Source organism: Mesorhizobium sp. LjRoot246 (assembly GCF_964254115.1).
Classification (GTDB): domain Bacteria; phylum Pseudomonadota; class Alphaproteobacteria; order Rhizobiales; family Rhizobiaceae; genus Mesorhizobium.
In genome coordinates this window covers 236446-256143 of record NZ_CAXUSN020000001.1, presented here as the reverse complement: position 1 = coordinate 256143, position 19698 = coordinate 236446, and the positions used below count along the sequence as shown (strand labels likewise).

The 19698-nt window shown below is 62.2% G+C and carries 17 protein-coding genes; 13 read left to right on the top strand and 4 right to left on the bottom strand.

Features of this window, described 5'->3' with window-relative positions; translation table 11 throughout:
- Nucleotides 1–48: 48 nt before the first annotated feature.
- The 7 genes from ACSQ3L_RS01175 to ACSQ3L_RS01145 all read left to right on the top strand — a co-directional run bounded on the left by ACSQ3L_RS01175 (nt 49) and on the right by ACSQ3L_RS01145 (nt 7588).
- On the top strand, nt 49–1071 hold the full coding sequence (locus tag ACSQ3L_RS01175; protein ID WP_436158273.1) for a glycosyltransferase: 1023 nt from the start codon (nt 49–51) through the stop codon (nt 1069–1071).
- Between the two features lie 556 nt (nt 1072–1627).
- Entirely contained in the window at nt 1628–2023 is a 396-nt protein-coding gene (locus tag ACSQ3L_RS01170) for a hypothetical protein (protein WP_436158272.1), read from the top strand.
- A 151-nt stretch (nt 2024–2174) separates the two neighbouring features.
- A complete protein-coding gene (locus ACSQ3L_RS01165) occupies nt 2175–3038 on the top strand; it encodes a family 16 glycosylhydrolase (RefSeq protein WP_436158271.1) in 864 nt (287 codons plus the stop codon).
- Nucleotides 3039–3105: 67 nt separating this feature from the next.
- The gene (locus ACSQ3L_RS01160; protein WP_436158270.1) at nt 3106–4437 is read left to right on the top strand and encodes a UDP-glucose dehydrogenase family protein; all 1332 of its coding nucleotides are present in this window, start codon (nt 3106–3108) and stop codon (nt 4435–4437) included.
- Between the two features lie 92 nt (nt 4438–4529).
- Nucleotides 4530–5972: a GMC oxidoreductase gene (locus ACSQ3L_RS01155; protein WP_436158269.1), complete on the top strand. Its 1443-nt coding sequence runs from the start codon at nt 4530–4532 to the stop codon at nt 5970–5972.
- Between the two features lie 13 nt (nt 5973–5985).
- Nucleotides 5986–6435, top strand: a complete 450-nt coding sequence (locus ACSQ3L_RS01150) for a hypothetical protein (RefSeq protein ID WP_436158268.1) — start codon at nt 5986–5988, stop codon at nt 6433–6435.
- A 73-nt stretch (nt 6436–6508) separates the two neighbouring features.
- The gene (locus tag ACSQ3L_RS01145) at nt 6509–7588 is read left to right on the top strand and encodes a glycosyltransferase (RefSeq protein WP_436158267.1); all 1080 of its coding nucleotides are present in this window, start codon (nt 6509–6511) and stop codon (nt 7586–7588) included.
- A gap of 18 nt (nt 7589–7606) precedes the next feature.
- Here ACSQ3L_RS01145 and ACSQ3L_RS01140 read toward each other — a convergent pair whose 3' ends face one another.
- Together ACSQ3L_RS01140 and ACSQ3L_RS01135 are read right to left on the bottom strand one after the other, a co-directional pair.
- Nucleotides 7607–8629 (bottom strand): phosphoribosyltransferase, encoded by a 1023-nt coding sequence (locus ACSQ3L_RS01140; RefSeq protein ID WP_436158266.1) that lies wholly within the window; start codon nt 8627–8629, stop codon nt 7607–7609.
- 52 nt (nt 8630–8681) lie between these two features.
- Nucleotides 8682–10178: a lipopolysaccharide biosynthesis protein gene (locus ACSQ3L_RS01135; RefSeq protein ID WP_436158265.1), complete on the bottom strand. Its 1497-nt coding sequence runs from the start codon at nt 10176–10178 to the stop codon at nt 8682–8684.
- A gap of 185 nt (nt 10179–10363) precedes the next feature.
- Between ACSQ3L_RS01135 and ACSQ3L_RS01130 the strand changes: the two genes are divergently transcribed.
- The 6 genes from ACSQ3L_RS01130 (at nt 10364) to ACSQ3L_RS01105 (ending at nt 18074) form a co-directional block, all read left to right on the top strand.
- Nucleotides 10364–11536: a glycosyltransferase gene (locus tag ACSQ3L_RS01130; RefSeq protein ID WP_436158264.1), complete on the top strand. Its 1173-nt coding sequence runs from the start codon at nt 10364–10366 to the stop codon at nt 11534–11536.
- Nucleotides 11537–11576: 40 nt separating this feature from the next.
- On the top strand, nt 11577–12572 hold the full coding sequence (locus ACSQ3L_RS01125) for a glycosyltransferase family 2 protein (protein ID WP_436158263.1): 996 nt from the start codon (nt 11577–11579) through the stop codon (nt 12570–12572).
- Nucleotides 12572–13522, top strand: a complete 951-nt coding sequence (locus ACSQ3L_RS01120; RefSeq protein WP_436158262.1) for a glycosyltransferase — start codon at nt 12572–12574, stop codon at nt 13520–13522. The genes ACSQ3L_RS01125 and ACSQ3L_RS01120 overlap by 1 nt, the downstream gene beginning before the upstream one ends.
- On the top strand, nt 13512–14480 hold the full coding sequence (locus ACSQ3L_RS01115; protein WP_436158261.1) for a glycosyltransferase family 2 protein: 969 nt from the start codon (nt 13512–13514) through the stop codon (nt 14478–14480). The genes ACSQ3L_RS01120 and ACSQ3L_RS01115 overlap by 11 nt, the downstream gene beginning before the upstream one ends.
- 74 nt (nt 14481–14554) lie before the next feature.
- Nucleotides 14555–15451: a UTP--glucose-1-phosphate uridylyltransferase gene (locus ACSQ3L_RS01110; RefSeq protein WP_436158260.1), complete on the top strand. Its 897-nt coding sequence runs from the start codon at nt 14555–14557 to the stop codon at nt 15449–15451.
- Between the two features lie 235 nt (nt 15452–15686).
- Nucleotides 15687–18074 (top strand): polysaccharide biosynthesis tyrosine autokinase, encoded by a 2388-nt coding sequence (locus ACSQ3L_RS01105; protein WP_436158259.1) that lies wholly within the window; start codon nt 15687–15689, stop codon nt 18072–18074.
- A 103-nt stretch (nt 18075–18177) separates the two neighbouring features.
- On the opposite strand, the gene ACSQ3L_RS01100 is transcribed toward ACSQ3L_RS01105, so the two are convergent.
- Both ACSQ3L_RS01100 and ACSQ3L_RS01095 read right to left on the bottom strand, forming a co-directional pair.
- Nucleotides 18178–18498, bottom strand: a complete 321-nt coding sequence (locus tag ACSQ3L_RS01100; RefSeq protein ID WP_436158258.1) for a putative quinol monooxygenase — start codon at nt 18496–18498, stop codon at nt 18178–18180.
- 90 nt (nt 18499–18588) lie between these two features.
- Nucleotides 18589–19671 carry an acyltransferase family protein gene (locus tag ACSQ3L_RS01095; RefSeq protein ID WP_436158257.1) on the bottom strand — a complete coding sequence of 361 codons (1083 nt, stop codon included), beginning with the start codon at nt 19669–19671 and terminating at the stop codon, nt 18589–18591.
- Nucleotides 19672–19698 lie beyond the last annotated feature (27 nt).

Here is a 19698-nt window from a genome sequence, read left to right as displayed (position 1 = left end):
AGTACGGGGCGAGGGCAAATCGATATCACCTGTACGAGAGGTTAATCCATGTCGATGACGAAATCCGAGGTCTGCGTGATCATCGCGGCAAAAAACGCTGCGGCGACAATCGCCATCGCCATCGCGTCCGCGTTGCGCGAACCCGAAGTGGCGGAAGTCGTCGTCGTCGATGACGCTTCCACCGACGACACCGCCGATATCGCGCGATCCGCCGACGACGGCAGCGGGCGGCTCGCGGTGATGCGCCTCGACGTCAATCGCGGTCCGTCCTTTGCTCGCAACGCAGCGATCGCCGGCTCGAAATCGCCGTTCATCAGCATTCTCGACGCCGACGATTTCTTCCTCGAAGGCCGATTTCGCAACCTGTTTGCCGGCGCCGATTGGGATTTCGCGGCCGACAACATCATGCTGATCAGGGATGATGCGACCGGCGATGCGACGAAAATCGTCGCGCCGCAATTTGCCGCCGATCCGGAATTCCTCGACTTCGAGCGCTTCGTCGAAGGCAACATCTCCAGGCGCCGCGTGCAAAGGGGCGAGCTGGGCTTTTTGAAGCCGGTGATCAGCCGTGCCTTCCTCGACCGCCATGGGTTGCGGTACGACGAGAGCTTGCGGCTCGGCGAGGATTACGAGCTCTACGCCCGCGCGGTCGCTTGCGGGGCGCGGTTCAAGGTCATTCGCTCTTGCGGTTATGGCGCTATCGTCCGCGCCGATTCGCTGAGCGGCCGCCACAAGACGCAGGACCTGAAGCGTTTGGCCGATGCGGATCTGGCATTGCTGGCGATCGATAGCCTGCCGGAAGGCTCGAAAGCGGTGCTGCGGCGGCATGAGCGGCACGTGCGCGACAAGTATCGGCTGCGCAATTTCCTCGACGTCAAGGCCGAGCGGGGGCTGGCATCGGCTGCGGCTTACGCTTTCGCCAGCCAATCCAACCTCGTCCCCATCGTCCAGGGCGTGGCTTCCGACAAGCTGGAGGCGCTGTTTCGCCGTGTCGGCCTTGTGTCCAGGCAAAAGCATGTGCCACCGCTGCGTTTTCTGATGACCGGAACCAATACGGGCAGGGAGCGGTAAGAGGGTTGTCCGACGCCTGCGATTTGTCCGCCCGGGACACGCGGGGCTACGAACTCGGGTTAACGGTTCCTTCGGAGCCTTCGCCGGCGCGTTGGCTGACGGAGCATTACACGAAAAACCCGCCTGTGCGGCGGGTCACTGGCGCAAATCAGCACCATAGGCAAATATGTACTATAGCTGACGGCAGGGAGTCAAGAAAAAATTCCTATCGCGGGAAAGCTTCCGGCACAAAAGCTACCGGTACCGCCGAACTGGCTGTCGTCAGGTCTTTTGTTAGCCTAAGTTCGGAGCCCTATTGGGACACGTCCATCACGCAAACCATTTCGGCCGGATTTATGAGTTTACGAATTGGGTAGTTGCCTCGCGGCCCCGACGATGGCAGTCTATGTTGCGGTGCAGCATATTAGACGACCAGCCGAACTGGCCCCCGATCGGATTGGTCTGATGTCTCTGCTTCAAAGGAGCAGGACAATGCGACATGAGTTTTTAAGCCCCGGCTGCGGGGATCGGCCAGAAGCCCCGGCCCATAAGCCGGCGATGACAGGGACCTGAGTTCATGGCCTCGATATTCGGTTTCAGATCAAGGGATCCGGCCCGCGACCGGCAGACCGATGTGTCGCGTCTTGATCGTCTGGCAAAGCTGTTCGAGCAGATCGCGGCCGAGATCGAGGCCGAGAGAGCCGGGCTTGAGAATCGCTACCGGACGACGGCGACCAACGCCGCCTTCCTGGTCGAGGCGATGGAGAACGGCTCGGCCTCCGACAAACGGTCTTCGGAAGTTAGCGCACTGACGCAGTCGATCCTGAATTGCGAACGCCGCATCGCGGCGCTGTCGCGCCAGGACGGCATGATGAAAGAACTCCGTCATTCCCTGGATATGATCTTCGACGGGAATGCCGATTCGGCCGCCGCGGCGGAATTCGCCAGGCCGGCGGGCACCGGCAGAGGTTGAAAGTGAAGGCTCGGAACGGTTGCAACAGATTTGATACGAGGCAGGAAAAGCAATTCGAGAGGGTCACGAAGGAGGTCAAGGTTGGCCCGTGCAGGAGCGGTTCGAATGTCGACTTTGGGTTGGGGACGCGCAGCGCAAAGGTGAGTTTGGTATGAATTCGAATCCGAAACCTACGTCCACGACAGCAATTGATGCACTGCCGTTCGCGCACCGGGCCGGGCAAGCCGGCCGGCGGCGGTTGGGTTCGCTCAGTGCGCTGCTGCTGGCCGCTCTTGGCAGTTTCCTGGCAGCCCCTTCCTATGCCCAGGACATTCCGACATCGCCATCCTTTGTCGACGATTTCAAAAGCTTCGATCGCACACGCTGGTATGTTTCCGACGGCTGGAACAATGGCAGCCATCAGAATTGCACCTGGTCGAAAGGCATGGTCGAACTGTCGGACAGTGTGTTGTCGCTCGGCTTCGAAAAGCAGACGCTGAAGGATCGCGACTACGTCTGCGGCGAAATCCAGACCAAGCAGCGCTTCGGCTACGGCACCTATGAGGCGCGGCTGAAGACCGACACCGGCTCCGGCCTCAACGCGGCGTTCTTCAGCTATATCGGCCCCAGCGACAAGCAGCCCTGGGACGAGATCGACTTCGAGATACTCACCAAAGACACCTCCAAGGTGCAGGTCAATGCCTATATCGCCGGCAAGGGCAAGAACGAGAAGCTGGTCGACGTGCCGGGCGGCACCGAGAATGCCTTCAACGACTATGCCTTCGTCTGGCAGAAAGACAGCTTGCGCTGGTACGTCAACGGCCAACTGGTCAACACGATCACCGATCCGTCGAAGCTGCCAAGCCATGCACAGAAGATATTCTTCAGCTTTTGGGGCAGCGATACGATGACGGGTTGGCTGGGAGCGTTCGCCGATCCGGGCCGCAAGCTTTCGCTGCAGGTCGAGCGCGTTGCCTTCACCGCGCTCGGCGAACCCTGTCAGTTTCCGGAATCGCTGGCATGCAGCGTAAAGTAGTTGGGGAAGTCGAATTGAACTGGCCGGGCCGAAAGCGGTCCGCTGCCTTGCATGGGAATGAAACCGAATGAATTTGACGGTGTTTGGAATTGGTTATGTCGGCCTCGTGCAGGCGGCGGTGCTTGCCGAAGTCGGGCACCAGGTGGTGTGCGTCGACATCGACACCGCCAAGGTCGAGCGGCTCAATCAAGGCCTGGTTCCCATTTTCGAACCCGGACTGGAAAATCTCGTCAAGGAGAACCATGCCGCCGGCCGCATCAAGTTCACCACCGATGCCGCCGCCGCCGTCAGGCATGGCGAGATCCAGATGATCGCGGTCGGCACGCCGCCCGGCGAGGACGGCTCGGCCGACCTCAAATATGTGCTGGCCGTCGCCGAAACCATCGGCCGCGAGATGGACAAACCCAAGATCATCGTCGGCAAGTCGACTGTGCCGGTCGGCACCTGCGAAAAGGTCAAGGCCAGGATCGCCGAGACGTTGAAGAAAAGAGGCCGCGAGGACCTGAGCTTCGACGTCGCTTCCAATCCGGAGTTCCTCAAGGAAGGGTCCGCGGTCGCCGACTGCATGAAGCCGGACCGCATCATCGTCGGCACCGACAGCGAGGGCACCGAGGCGGTGATGCGCGAACTCTACGCGCCGTTCAACCGCAACCACGAGAAGATGATCGTGATGGACGTGCGCAGCGCCGAATTCACCAAATATGCCGCCAATTGCATGCTGGCGACCAAGATCAGCTTCATGAACGAGATGGCCAACCTGGCCGAGCAGCTCGGCGCCGACATCGAGGAGGTCCGCAAGGGCATCGGCAGCGATCCGCGCATCGGCTACCATTTCATTTATCCGGGCCTCGGGTATGGCGGCTCGTGCTTCCCGAAGGATGTGCGGGCGCTGATCAAGACCGCCGAAAGCGTCAAGTTCGACGCCAAGCTGTTGCGCGCCGTCGAGGAGCGCAATAATGCCCAGAAATCGGTGCTCTTCGACAAGGTGGACCGCTATTTCAAGGGCAATCTCAAAGGCAAGACCTTTGCGCTGTGGGGTCTCGCCTTCAAGCCCAACACCGACGACATGCGAGAGGCGCCGGCACGCGTCCTGATGGAAGCTCTGTGGAAGGCTGGTGCCAACGTGCAGGCCTATGATCCCGAGGCGATGCAGGAATGCCAGTCCATATATGGGCTGCGCGACGACCTGCTTCTGTGCGGCACCAAGGAGGCGGCGCTGCGCGGCGCCGATGCGCTGCTGATCGCCACCGAATGGAAGAATTTTCGCGCGCCGTCCTTCGATGCGGTGAAGGATGCGCTGACCACACCGGTCATCTTTGACGGCCGCAACCTCTATGACCCCAAGGTCATCGCCCGCCACGGCATCGAATATCACTCGATCGGCAGGATGGCGGCGTGAGAGCGGGCCGCGACAGACCGATGCAAGAACGGTCCGGACACGGCCTGCGAGCGCTGCGATTGAGCGTGTATTTCTGTGTGGAGTTGTAGCTGATGGTGCTGGACGTAAAGCCGGAGCAAATCACCAAGGATCATTTCGATCTCGTCGCGATCGGTTCCGGCTTCGGTTCGGCCTTCTTCCTGCATGAGTTCGCCAAGCGGCGAAAGGCACGTATTCTGGTGCTGGAGTGGGGGCGCCACAACACCCATGAATGGCAACTCGAACAGAACCTCAACACCGACATCGAAGACGAGACGACCTACAAGACCAATTCCGACAAGCCGTGGAACTATACGATCGGACTGGGCGGCGGAACGAACTGCTGGTTCGCGCAGACGCCAAGGTTCCACCCCAACGACTTCAGGCTGAAAAGCACCTACGGCATCGGCAATGACTGGCCGATCAGCTATGATGACGTCGAGCCGTTCTACTGCGACGCCGAAGACATCATGTCGATCTCCGGCGACCCCGACATGGCGGCGATGCTGCCGCGCTCGAAGCCGTTTCCGCAACCGCCGCATCGCATGTCGACACCGGACCGGATGATGAAGGCGGCGCAACCCGGCCAGCATTTCGTCATGCCCACGGCGCGCGCCCGCTTGCCGACCGCGCAACGCACCTCGTGCTGTGCCAATCTGCGCTGCTGGTTGTGTCCGGTCGACGCCAAATTCACCGTCAACAACGGGTTGATGCATGTCTTCGAGCATCCCGATATCTCGGTCTGCCTGGGTGCGGAAGTGCGGCGGCTCGATCATGTCGGCGGCGCCGTCCGTTCGGTCAATTTCATGCATGCCGGCAAGGAATACCAGGTCAGCGGCGATCTCTTCATCCTCGGCGCCAATGCCATCCAGAGCGCGGCGATCATGCTGCGATCCGGCCTGGGCGGCGAATTCGTCGGCCGCGGCTTGCACGAATCCTACGGCTGGAATTTCGAGGTCTATCTCGACGGCGTCGACAATTTCGACGGCAGCACCATCACCACCGGCCTGAATTTCGGCCTCTATGACGGCCCGCACCGATCGGAGCACGCGGCGGCGCTGGTCTATTTCGAGAACCGCTGGCAGCACGGAATGCGTGCTGAAAAGGGGCGGCTGCGCCAGGCGCTGCCGCTTGTCGTGGTCACCGAAAACCTGCTCGACCCCGAGAATTTCGTCACGCTTGACGAGGATGACAATGCCTTTGTCAGCTTCAAGGCGCCATCGGACTACGCGGTGAAGGGCATGGCTCGCGCGCTGGAGAAATTGCCCGACCTGCTGGCGCCGCTGCCGGTCGAAAAGCTCTTCGATCGTGGCATCCGGCCGACCGAATCGCATGTCCAGGGCACGCTGAGGATGGGTTCCGGCCCGGCCGATTCGGTGATCGACAGCGGCATGATCCACCACCAGCTCAGAAACCTGGTCGTCGTCGGCACCAGCACCTATCCGAGCTGCTCTTGCGCCAACCCAAGCCTGACCGCGGCGGCGCTGTCCTTGCGGGCGGCGGGCCGGATCGCGTGAAAGGAGGTATCGGATGATCGAGATTTCCAGACGTTCGGCCCTGGCCGTCATGGCTGGCGGGGTGGTTTCGACAGGGGTCGCCTACGCCGCTGTTTCCTCATTCTCGGACGAGGATCTGGTGCGCGTCACGCTCGAAAAATACCTCGGCAGGCTGAACATGCGCATCGAGCATCTGCAGCAGTTCGTGCTGGAGTTCCGCAACCGGAATCCGTGGATATTTCCGAGCCAGAAGCTGAGCGATGCCGTCACTCTGGTGGAGGAGCTCAAATTGGGTGCTGCGCGCCGCTTGCTGCCCCAGCAGAAGCGGGACGATCTGGTGCATTTCGACCGCTGGGTCATTGCTGAGTTCCATATGCTGACGGACTACGCATGGCGCAGTTCGCCCAACGACCCGATCCGGTTTACCGGCTGGCAATCCTGCACCAATCCCTTTGCGAATCTAGAGCCGCCGAAACTTGCCTGACGTCGAAAGCGGGGCGGCGGGCTTTGCCTGTTGCCTCTGAGCGAAGATACGAGATGCGACAAGGAGCCCGATCATGAAAGTTCTTTTTGCAGGCGGCAATGGCTACACGCCCGAGTTCAGTGGCGGCGTGCAGTCGAGCACGCATCATCTGGCCGAACAGCTGATCGAACATGGGCATGAAGCCGCGGTGCTCGCCGCTTTGTTCGGCGATGGTGTCTTCGGCTTCAAGGCGCGCGCCAAGATGAAGCTGTTGCGGCAGCCGGCGGTCATCGACAGCTATCCTGGCTATCCGGTGGTGCGGGCCTGGTTTCCCTGGGAAGCGGCGACCTTTGCCGTCGACAGGTTGAAGCCGGATGTGGCCGTGGTCCAGTGTCACAAATCGGTTCCGATCGGCAAGGCATTGCAGGCGGAGGGCGTGCCTCTGGTCGTCTATCTCAGGAATGTCGAGTTCCACGAACTGGGCGGCGATCTGCGCGAATTGCATTCGGCGCTTTACATTGCCAATTCGGAATTCACCGCGCGTACCTACAAAAAAGAGTTCGGCATCGAGGCGGCGGTGATCCCGCCGACCATCAACCCGGCGCATTACTCGACGCCGACGACGGGCCAATTTGTCACGCTGATCAATCCTTATGAGGAAAAGGGTTTTGAGCTTGCGGTGCGCATCGCCGGCGCTTGCCGCGAAATCCCATTCCTGTTCGTCGAAAGCTGGAAGCTGGAGGACGATCATCGGGCACGGATCGAACAGACGATCGCGCCTTTGGGCAATGTCGTGCTGGAAAGCCGCACCAGCGACATGAAGACGGTCTATGGCCGCACCAAGATACTGCTCGCTCCCAGCAAGTGGGAAGAGGCCTGGGGCCGCGTCGCGTCGGAGGCCCATTGCAGCGGGATTCCCGTTGTCGGCTCCCGGCGCGGTGGTCTGCCCGAGGCGATCGGCTCGGGTGGCGTTGTGCTCGATTACGATGCCCCGCTTGCCGACTGGGCCGCGGCCGTCAGGCGGCTGTGGAACGACAACCAGGAATATGACCGTCTCTCAAGCCTCGCGCGCAGCTCCGCCGTGCGCCCGGAACTCGATCCCGATCGCCAGTTCATGACCTTCTTCTCGATACTGGACAGGGCCATGCAGCAGCGGGCGCGGCAAGCGGCGTAAAGACGCCGCCGGAGCAGGTCAGGCCAGGCGTTTGACCCGGCTTTTCAACGTCTCGTAGCCGCGGGCGCCAAGCAGGGCGCGGGCAATGGTCTTGGCGGCGCTCTTGCGGCCCTCTTGCGACTTGATCTGCCGCAGCCTTGCGGGCAGGTTGCGGGCTGCATGGCCAAGTGCCGGCAGCGACAGCGCGCCGGGAAAGCTGACCATATGCGTTTCGACGCACAGCACCGGCTTGCCGGACAGTTCGGTGATCCTCAGCGCCTGTTCGTGTTCGCTCTCGATGAACAGGATGGCATCGGACTTGCGATAGAAATCAGCCTTGAAACTGCCATGCGCGCCAAGCCGCTGCCGTTCCGCCTTGCTTGGCAGGTCGAGCATGATCAGCTGGTCGTATTTGATCTCGTGCTTGGCGAGCCATGCCTCGGTAAGCGCACGGTATTTCTCCAGCCGGCTGGTGACCAGCCAGCCGATCTTGTGGGTCGCAACATGGAGCGGCCGGGCTTCGCTGAGGAATTTCTCATAGGCCGGGCCGTCGTCGTTTTCCGCCTCGGTCGGATCGAGGCACAGCACGCCGTCGATGTCGACGCAGCATTGCGCCAGGAATTTGTGGTGCATGAAGTTCCACTGGAACATGCGCGGATGCGGCACGACTTCGAAGACGAGGTCGGTTTCCTGGTGCTGCGGCTCAAGGCCGAACACCGCGGCGAAGGTGAAATCCGCCTCGATGCCGGCAGCCTGGATGCGGGCGCGTGCGTCGCGCATGGCGTTGCCGCCGGAAACGCTGTCGTCGATCACCAGCACCTTGCGCATCTCGGAGACCTTGCGGTCGAGAGCGGCCCGGCGCTTGGTGATGCCAGATGTGTAGATCCGCCCGGTCAGGAAGCTGTCGAGATCGGTCATCGGGATGTTCGCCGACAGGCTCACCAGCGTCGCCGCCAATATGCCGCTTCTGGGCACGCCGACGACCAGGTCGATGTCGCGCGGCAGCCGGTGAAGGTTCCTGACGATGGCGTCGTTCATGTCGGAGATCGAGCGGTAGTGCATGGTTCAGACCTGGTCCTGTAGGAGATGTCAGTAGCTGTCGAAAGCGCCTAAATTATTGCGCTTCGCGCGGCGCAGCCGTTGGCAGCCTTGCCGGCAGCATCTTGAGAGCCTCGCGCAAGGCTTCGCGGCCGGAAGCGAATGCCAGTGCGATGACGATGGTGATGAGGTAAGCGAGCACAGCGCCGCTGGCCAGGGCAACGACATGCTGTTGCGGCAGCAACGGCTTGATGAACCAGATGGCGGCCAACGCCAGATGGGCGCCAAGCACGAACGGCGCTGCCGCGCGAAGCACATGGTGCGCCTGCAGCGGTCCGCTCTTGCCGACATAGAGCCACAGGAACGGCGTTCTCAGATACTCGCTGATCGCATAGGCAATAGCGACGCCCAGTGCGCCATAGGGCAGGCCGAGCATGAAGGCCAGCACCGATGTCACGGCCGTTATGATACCCCAGCGCATGAAGTCGCCAGAGCGGCCCTGGCTGACGAAAAGCCACCCCGCCGGGTTGTTGAGCGGCTGCAGCAGCCCGGCAAAGCCGAGCGCCAGGAAAATCGAGGCGCTTGCGCGCCATTGCTCCCCGAGCACGAAGGGGATGAGCACATCCGACATCGCGGTGGCGAAGGCGACGCCGGGAAGCGCCACCAGCAGGATCAGCGGCATGACACGCAAATAGGCGCTGCGGTAGCGATCCGGCTCGTCCTTCAGCCTGGAAAGCGCTGGAACCATCACCTTCGACAGTGGGTTGGTGATCTGGCTCAGCGGAAACAGAAGCAGCTTGTAGGCGCGGTCATAGAGGCCGAGTTGCGCCTCGCCCCAATATTTGCCGATCAGCACATTGTCGAGGTTGCGGGCAAAGAAATTGGCGAAATTGAAGCCGGTGATGCCGGCGCCGAAATTGATCAGCTCGCTGATACCGGCTACCTTGCGCGGCAGGCCCGGACGCCAGCGCGAACTCGCCCAGTAGCAGAGCGTCGGCAGCACGGCACCGGTCAGCGTGCCGGCAAACAGAGCCCAGTACGAGCGGTCGATGAAGGTCCAGGCGATCGAGACGGTGAGCCCGGCGATAGCGCTGGCGACGTCGATGACGGCGAGGCGGCCGAACTGCATGCGGCGCGTCAAAAGCGCCAGATGCTGCGCGCCCAGCCCATAGGCCATGATCTGCAAGCCGAATGCGGCCACCAGACCGGTCACGCGCGGCTCGCCGTAGAAGGCAGCGACCAACGGGGCTGCGCCAGCAAGCACGCAAGCCAGGATCGCGCTGACGGCGACATTAATCCAGAAGAGGTAGTTCACCTCCTCATGCCGGATGCCTGATTTCTGGATCGTCGCCTGGGTCAGGCCGAAATCCTGGAACAGCGCGATGAAGGCCAGCACCGGCGCGCACATCGCCACGACACCGAAATCCTGTGGCGACAACAGCCGCGACAAGACGATGACGGACAGGATCTGTGTCGCGACCCGCACCGATTGCGCCATGGCGGTAACGATCGCGCCGCGGCCGACCGATTTGCGCAAGGAGCCTTCTGGCGGATCGAATGCATTGGCTTCCAAATTCAGGATTCCTGATTTTTTACGCGGATTTCCAAGCCCGAAAATCCACGACCGCCGCCAACGACAAACTACGGCAATAATTTTGCAGTGCAACAGAAAACGTCGGTCGCCGCACCAAAAATGTTGCGATGCAGCAAGACCTGTACTAGGATTCCCATGGGTGGGCCAACAGCGGTCGAGTTTTCATGCTGCATGTCTTGTACCTTGTGCACGACGTTTCCGACCCGGCCGTGCGCCGGCGGATCACGATGCTCAGGGCAGGTGGAGCCCAGGTCACCCTGGTCGGTTTCCGCCGCACAGCCGTTCCGATTGCGGACATCGAGGGATTGCGGCCGATCGACCTCGGTGCGACGCGTGACGGGCGATTCGGCCAACGCCTTGCTGCGGTCGCCAAGGCTGCCCTATCGATAGGCTCGAAGCTTGGCGGCGTGCCAAGGCCCGACCTCGTCATCGCGCGCAACCTGGAAATGTTGGCGCTTGCCCGCCGCGCCAGGTCAGCCTTCGCCGCATCGGTTCCGATCGTGTACGAGTGCCTCGACATTCATCGCCTTGTGCTGCGCAACGATGTCCTGGGCAAGGCGCTGCGCGCCACCGAGCGCTTTCTGGCCAGGGACGTGAAGCTGCTGGTGACCAGTTCGCCGGCCTTCATCGCCAATTACTTCGAGCCGTTCGGCCAGGTCTCGGCACCCATCGAACTGGTCGAGAACAAATATTTCGAAGCGGCGGCGATCTTGCCCAGCGCCTCCGCGGCGATGGACAGTCCGGCCGGCCCACCATGGCGAATCGGCTGGTTCGGCGCGTTGCGCTGCCGCCGCTCGCTCGAGTTGCTGGCCGATTTCTCCCGCCGCATGGAGGGACGTTTCGAGATCGTGCTGCGCGGCCGTCCGGCTTTGTCCGAATTCCCTGACTTTCACGGCTTCGTCGAAGCCGAACCATGGCTGTCGTTTCGCGGCCCCTACCGCAACCCAGAAGACATGGCGGCGATCTACAACGACGTCCATTTTTCCTGGGCGATCGACTTCTTCGAGGCGGGGCAGAACTCCGAATGGCTTCTGCCCAACCGGCTCTATGAAGGCTGCCGTTTCGGCGCGGTGCCGATCTCGATGGGCAATACAGAGACCGGGCGGTTCCTCAAGCAGCAGGATATTGGCGTCCTGTTGCCGCAAGCTTCCCCCGAGGCGCTCGAAGCCGCGCTCGGCAAGATGGAAGAGCATCGCTTCGCCAGGCTGAAGGGGCGTGTTCTGGCCCGCAACCCGAGGACCTGGAGCTACGATCGCAGCGATTGCCGGGCGCTTGTCGAGCGGCTGCGCAGCCTGACTGCGGTGCCCGGCTCCTTCACAGCCGAGGCATTGGCATAGGATGGCCAGAGATGGACAGAGGCAAGATGGACAGAGGCTGATGACGCAGACCGAAAAACCCTCATCCAGCCTGATCGTCATTCCGTGCCTGAACGAAGCCGCTCATATCGGCGCACTGCTCGATCAATTGCGACCAGCGGCCGCCAGGCTTGGCGCCAGGATCATCATTGCCGACGGCGGCAGCACCGATGGCACGCTGGCCATCGTCGAGGGCATCGTGGCGAAAGACCAGCGCGTTATCCTGCTGCACAACGAGCGGCGCATCCAGAGCGCGGCGATCAATCTCGCCGTCGGCACCTTCGGCGAGGGTACCGACTATCTCATCCGCATCGACGCGCATGGCGGCTATCCCGACGACTATTGCGACCGGCTGGTCGAGGAGGCATTGGCCACCGGGGCCGATTCGGTTGTCGTTTCGATGCTGACCAGCGGCAGCGGCACTGTGCAGAAGGCCGCCGCCGCGGCACAGAACTCCAAGCTCGGCACCGGCGGCTCGAAGCATCGGCACCTTTCGGGAGGAGAGTGGATCGACCACGGCCATCATGCGCTGATGCGGATATCGGCCTTCGGGGCAGTCGGTGGCTATGACGAGACGTTCAGCCACAACGAGGATGCCGAACTCGATTACCGGCTGAGAAAAGCCGGCTACAAGATCTGGATGAGTGGCAAGACTCAGATGGTCTACTATCCGCGCGCCTCGCTCAGCGGCCTCTATTTCCAATATCTCGGCTACGGTCGCGGTCGCGCCAAGAATGTGCTGAAACACCGCGTCATCCCGAAGATCCGGCAGATGGTGCCGCTGCTGGTGTTTCCGGTCGTGCTGCTAGCGGCTTTCTCTTTCGTGCTTTGGCTGGCGGCGGTGCCGCTTCTGCTGTGGGCGTCGGTGTGCCTGGGTTATGGCCTGTGGACGGCCATCCGCCAGCGCAATGCCGACATCGCGCTTGCCGGCGTGTCGGCGATGGTCATGCATCTTGGCTGGTCGGTGGGCTTCTGGCTGCAGCTTCTCGGCCTTGGGTCGCGGCGCGGGGTGGCGTGATGGCGGCGCAGGCCAAGAACCGCAGCATCGACATCGGTGTCTGCACGTTCCGCCGGCCGGAACTGGCCGACACCCTGCGTTCGCTCGACACCATGCAGCTGCCTGCGGGTTTCGATGTCCGCATCATCGTCGCCGACAATGACGACACCCCGACCGCCCGCGACCTGGTGACGGCACTGTCGCGGGAATTGACGGTGCCGATCCACTATCAGCATGCCCCGGCGCGCAACATTTCGATCGCCCGCAACGCCTGCCTCGACGCCAGCACGGCGGATTTCGTCGCCTTCATCGACGATGACGAGACGGCCACACCCTCATGGCTCGCCGAGCTGGTTGCGATGGCGCAGCAAAGCGGTGCGGCCGCCGTGCTCGGCCCGGTCAGGGCTCGCTATCGCCCGGATGCGCCGGACTGGATGCGGCGCGGCGATTTTCACTCGACCTTGCCCGTCTGGGTGCGCGGCGAAATCCAGACCGGCTACACCTGCAACGTTCTGCTGCGGATGGGGTCGGACAGCCTGCGCGGCCGTCGTTTCAGCCTGGCGCGCGGCCAGACAGGCGGCGAGGACACCGAGTTCTTCGACCAGATGCACAAAACGGGCGGCCGTATCGCTTTTGCACCAGAAGCCTGGGTGGACGAGGTGGTGCCGCGCTCCAGGGCGGCATTCGATTGGCTCGGCCGCCGCCGCTTCCGCGTCGGACAGACGCATGGCCATCTTCTGGGCAGTAGCACCAGCGGCATCGGCCTGATCAAGCAGGTCGGCCTGGCCTCGGCAAAGGCGATCTATTGCTTCGCCTCGGTGCTTCCGGTGGTCATCAGTCCGGTTCGCAGGAACCGAAGCGTGCTGCGCGGCATTATGCATGTCGGCGTCGTCAGCGGCCTCGTCGGCATCCGCGAAATCCGCCTCTACGGCCAGCCTTCGCCACGGGAGGGAGATAAGCGTGCGGCCTGACGTCGGCTTTGTCCCTGATGTTTCCTTTGTCATTGCCGCCTACAACGCCGAGGCGACTCTCGACCGGGCGATCGCCAGCGCCATGGCCCAGAAAGACATCAGCGTCGAAATCGTTGTCGTCGATGACAAGTCACGCGACGCGACGCTCGACGTGGCGCGGGCCTACCCCAGGGATATCGTCCGCGTCGTCGCCCTGGCCAGCAACCGCGGCCCTGGCGGCGCCAGGAATGCGGGCTTCGACGCCGCCCGCGGCAGATGGATCGCGGTTCTCGATTCCGACGACGCGGTCTTTCCCAACCGGCTCGCCAAGATGATCGCCCGTGCCGAAGCGGCCGATGCCCAGATCGCCGTCGACAATCTGCAGGTCATTCGCGAGGACGGTGTCGTCGAGGACGCGATGTTCCCGCGGCAGTATCTGGAAGGCTTGCGCGAGATTTCGCTGGCCACCTACATTGCCGGCAACGTCGTCTTCGAATCGAAGTTCAACCTCGGTTATCTCAAACCAATCTTCCAGCGCGAATTCCTGAACGAAAACAGGCTTCGCTATGACGAGAAACTGAGGATCGGCGAAGACTACATCCTGTTTGCCGACGCCCTGGCCAAGGGCGGCAAATGCGTTGTCGAGCCTGATATCGGCTATGCCTACCATATCCGCAGCGGCTCCATCTCGCGCGTGCTCGAGCTTCACCACGTCGAAGCGATGCGCAAGGCGGATGCGGTGTTCGCTCAAACCCATCGGATGGATGACGCAGCCCTGGCGGCGTTCGCCCGGCGCGGTCGCAGCCTGCGCAAGGCCGCCTCGTTCCTGTCGATGGTTCAGCACATCAAGGCGCGGTCCCCGCTCAAGGCGATCTGGACAGCGCTCGGCGACCCGGCGGCGGTCAGGCATATGGGCATGCCGATCGCCGTGCGGTTGCGAAGAATGGCGGCGCAGTTTGCCGTTGGGGTGGGGAGGTGAAGATGCAGGCACATGAAGGGATTTTTCGTGGCCTGTGAATGGACTGAAGTCGATCTCCTCAGAAGGAATTTGCGATGAAGAAAATCAGGAAGGCCGTAATACCGGTGGCGGGTCTTGGAACACGGTTCCTGCCGGCGACCAAGTCGATGCCGAAGGAGATGCTTCCCGTCGTCGACAGGCCTGTCGTGCAATATGCGGTGGACGAGGCCTTCGAAGCCGGCATCGAGCACATCGTGTTCGTGACCGGCCGCAACAAGGCAGTGATCGAGGACTATTTCGACCTCCATCCGGAACTGATCGGAACCCTGGAGCAGACCGGCAAGAAGGCGCAATTGCAGTCGCTGGAAAGCCTCTTGCCGGTGGCCGGTGCCACCAGCTTCATCCGCCAGCAATCGCCGCAAGGCCTCGGCCATGCCGTTTGGTGCGCACGCGAAGTCATCGGCAACGAGCCCTTTGCCTTGCTGCTGCCGGACATGGTGTCGTTCGGCGGGCGGGGATGCCTGGCCGAAACCGTCGACCTCTATGAGCGCACTGGCGGCAATGTCATCGCTGTCGAGCGTTGTGAACCGACCGAGACCAACAAATACGGCATCGTTGGCCGCGGCGCCGAGATCGGCGGCGGCTTCGAGGTGACCGCCATGGTCGAAAAGCCGGCGCCGGCCAATGCGCCATCGAACTTCTACATCAACGGCCGCTACATCCTGCAGCCCGAGATCTTCGCGCTTCTGGGCAATCAGCAGCGCGGCGCCGGCAACGAGATCCAGCTCACGGACGCCATGGTCCGTCTGTCGAAGGATCAGCCGTTCTTTGCCCAACCTTTCAAGGGCCGCATGTTCGACTGTGGTTCCAAGGAAGGGTTCATCCAGGCCAACATTGCCTTCGCGCTGGCGCGCGAGGACATGAAGGGTCCGGTTTTCGAAATGCTTCAGGAGTTCGTGCGGTCGCATGAACGCCAGGAAGAAGCCGCATAATGCCCATGTTTCGGGGGCATTTTCGAATGGCCGAGGGCGCGGGGCGGTAGCCCCGCGCTGTCTGGCACGAAGCTTGCGTCGTTTGCGCAAATGCCCCCGATCCTGGCGACGCCTGCAAGCCAAAGCATGATCCCGGAAAGTGGATCCCGGTTTCCGGAAAAGATCATGTTCGAACAGTGAGATAGAGCCCATTGCGATCGATCGGAATGGGACAGGCTCAAGAATTGGACCGAAGATGAATTATGCCAACTTTCCTCTCGACAAGAGGATGCCATTGCCGAATTCGGACGCGGGAGACGGCGAAGACTTCATCGATATCGAGCGGCTGCTTGGCATGGCTGCGCGGCAGGCCAAGGTCGTTGCCGTGTGCGCTGTCATCGGTCTCTTTCTGGGGCTGCTCTATTTGCAGACGACGCCGCCCAAATATCAATCGGTCGCCAGCGTGCTGATCGACGAAGGTTTGAACAAGATCGTCGACGACATCTCGGCGGCGTCGACAACCATGCAGACCGATTCCGCGATCCTGAGCCAGATCGAGATCCTGACCTCGACACGGCTTGCCTCTGTGGTCGTCGACAAGCTGAAGCTCGACCAGAACGATACGTTCATGAATCCGCCCCAATCGGCGCTTGCCCAAGGCATAGGCCTCATCCGCGGCCTGATCCAGTATGTCCGCCCCAGCTCTTCCGTGCCGGGTGGCGCTGACTTCAGCAAGCTCGACCCGGCCGCCCGCGATGCGCTTATCGCCACGTCGCGCCGCGACTACGCGATCCTCAAGCTGCAGAACGAGATCCGGGCGGAACGCATCGGCCGAAGCTATGTCATCGCGCTCGGCTATCAGGCGACGGATCCGGCCTTGGCAAACGCCATCACCAAGGCCTATGCCGATGCCTATCTCGCCGATCAGCTCGATGCCAGCTTCGATGCCACCGAGCGGGCTGCGGTCTGGCTGCAGGGCCGGTTGACGGAGCTGCGCCAGAGCTCGCAGGCAGCTTCGCTCGCGGTCGAGAAATTCAGGGCCGAACATGGGCTGGCCGCCAACAGCGATGGCCAGCTGATGAGCGACAAGCAGCTTTCCGATCTCAACGCCCAGCTCATCGTGGCGCAGGCCGACACCGCACGCGCCAGCGCCCGCTACCAGCAGTACAAGGCGATTGTCGACAGCGGCTCCGACAACGCCTTCAAGGATGCTGCCATATCGAGCGACCAGCCGAGCAGTTCGGTCATCTCGGCACTCAAGACCCGCTACCTCACGGTCGCCAAGCGGCTGCAGGACGTCGAGGCGAATTTCGGCGCCGAACATCCGCAGGCGGTGGCGCTTGCCAAGGAGAAGGCCGACATATCGACCCAGATTTTCGGCGAACTGAAGCAACTGACCGAAAGCTATCGCAACGAATATGAAGTTGCGCAGGCGCGTGAGACCGCGCTCCGGGCCAATGTCGCCGCCGCGCAAGGCAAGAGTTCCGTCGACAACCAGACGCAGGTCAAGCTGCGTGAACTCGATCAGCAGGCGACGGCGCTCACCACGCTCTATCAGACATTCCTCGGCCGCTACGAGGAAGCCGCTCAGCAGCAGTCCTTCCCGGTCGGCAAGATTCGCATCATCTCGGACGCCTCGATGCCGCTTACCGCGTCAAGCCCGCGCACAATCATCGTGCTTGGACTTTCGCTGGTGCTTGGCATGCTGATGGGTGCCGGCTTTGGCGGCTTGAACGAGTTCAACGAACGCTTCTTCAGGACCGGCGAAGATGTGCGCGATCGCGTCGGCCTGAAATTCCTTGGCTATCTGCCGAGGATCGGCGGCAAGCTCGGCAAGGAAGAAAAGCCGGGCGAGGCCCAGGTGGATGCCAAGGCCGGCCAATCGCTGTCGGCGGCGGAAAAACGGGCACGCATGCGGGTGAGCATCGATTCGCCAGCGTCGATGTTCGCCGAAACGCTGCGCAGCGCCAAGATCGCCTTCGACGTCGTCCTGGAAGGGCAAGGCAGCCGCGTCATCGGCGTCATCTCGGTGCTTCCCGGCGAGGGCAAGTCGACGGTGGCGGCCAATCTCGCCGGCTTGCTTGCCGCCAACGGCGCCAAGACGCTGCTGATCGACGGCGATCTGCGCAATCCCGGGCTCAGCCGTGGCCTTGGCATGGAAGCCGAGCAAGGCCTGATGGAAGCCGTGGTCAACGGCCAGACCTGGCAGTCCGTCGGCAAGATCGACCGGCAGACGAAGCTGGCAATCATCCCGGCGGTGCTGCGCGGTCACTTCTCGCATACCAGCGAACTTCTCTCCTCGGCCGGCATGCGGCGCTTCATCGAGAACGCCAAGGAGACGTTCGAATACATCGTCGTCGATCTGCCGCCGCTCGGACCGGTGGTCGACGCCAAGGCCTTCGCGCCGCTGGTCGACGGTTTTGTGCTCGTCACCGAATGGGGGCGCACGCCGCGCGCGATGGTCAGGTCGATGCTGGAATCCGAACCCTATGTCGCCAACAAGATCGTCGGCGCGGTGCTGAACAAGGTCGAATTGAAGAAGCTGGCCAAATACGGATCGCTCGGCGGCTCGGAGAAGTTTTTCGATAAATACTCGAGCTACTATTTGGAAAAGTCGGAGGTGCGCGGCAAGGCGCCCGTCTGATATCGGCCCTTGCTCGGGCAGGTTCTTTCGAAAACGCATCGCGTTGAGACGGAGTCGACCGCTCTGGATGAACGGCGGTGTCGAGCCGGGTCTCGGTGGTGGGTCAGTTTGAAATCTGGCCGGGTTTCGCTGCCAGTGTGATCGGGTCGGTTTCGATGAGCCGAAGTGACCGCACCATATGCGCCGTTTGCGTCTTGTATTTGAGAAAATGCGGCGTGGTCAGATGGGCTTCGTAGGCCGCCTGATCAGCGTAGCATTCGATCACGCGCACCTTTTCAGCTGCGCCTTTTTCCGACACGGCATGAAGGAAAAGCACACCCGGCTCGATTCGCACGGAGGCCTCGATCTCTTCGGCAAGCAGGGTTTTATAGCTGTCGATCTGGTCAGGATCGATTTCCAGTTCCGCCATCCTGACAATCAGCATCAATCGGTCTCTTGCTTTTTGTACCGGCCGCGAACCATCGGCGTCCGGCTCCTGCGCAAACTGGGCACACCGAGGTGCCCACTGGCTAATTTACGCTGCCTTGAGCCGATAGCGGAAGACGGTGTGATCGAGCAGTAGCCGGATGCGCGGCTCGGCCTCGGTCGCCACCAGCCAGCTTGCCGCGATCATCGTCGTGCCGACGACCACCATTGACAAGAGATGCGGCAGCCCGGCGCGGACCAGGACGCCGAGCAGGGCCGCCCCGACGACGTCGTGGAGCAGGTAGAGCGGATAGGTCATCAGTCCGATTCGTCGCCAGCCGCTCCAGGACAGGTCGAGCCGTAGCGACCATGCCATGAAGGCGATGGCGATGAGGAAGATGAGGATCGGCGGCGCGAACGGCATCTCCCGCCCGACCTTCAGGATATGGACGTCGACCGAACTGGCGATCTGCAGCACGCCGCCGCCCAGGAACAGGGCGCAGAAGGCAAGGCGGGCGGCTGTCACCGCCTTGAAGCGCATCAGCCACAGCATGACGCCGGTCGCGAAGAAAACGCCGTGATGCACCAGCAGCAGGTCGAGCGTGCGTGTTTCGGCAAGATCGGCCCAGTCGAGCGGGTAATACAGGCACCAGAACAGAGTGCTGACCAGACCGATGGCGATGGCCACCATTTCCATCTGATGGAAGCGGCTAAGCCGCAGCAAGGTCCAGACGACGGCATAGAAGGCGATCTCGATGCCCAGCGTCCAGTAGACGCTGTCCACCCAAGGGCCATAGGGACCGAACAGGCCGGTGCGAACCAGCCGGACGACCGCGTCGGTCGGCCAACTAAGCCCGACGGCCAAAAGCACGGCAGCGGTGACGGGTGCACAGATCCAGACCGCCGGCGCCAGCCGTTTCACTCGTGCTTCGAAAAACCGCAAGGGCGTCGACCTTTCGGCGCTGAAGGCGATGACGAAGCCGCTGATGACGAAGAAGATCTGGACGCCGACCCAGCCGGATTCGACCCAGGCGCCTATTGCCGACTGCGGGGGAACGCCGCCCGTGGCGCGCGCCGAAACACCATCCGGATACGCCCACACCCAGAAGCCATAGTGGTAGACCATGACCATGACGGCGGCGAGGAAGCGCAGTATATCGACGCCGCCAAATGTAATCTTCTGCTGAGCCATGCGACCCCTGTCGATGGCCCCCCTGCA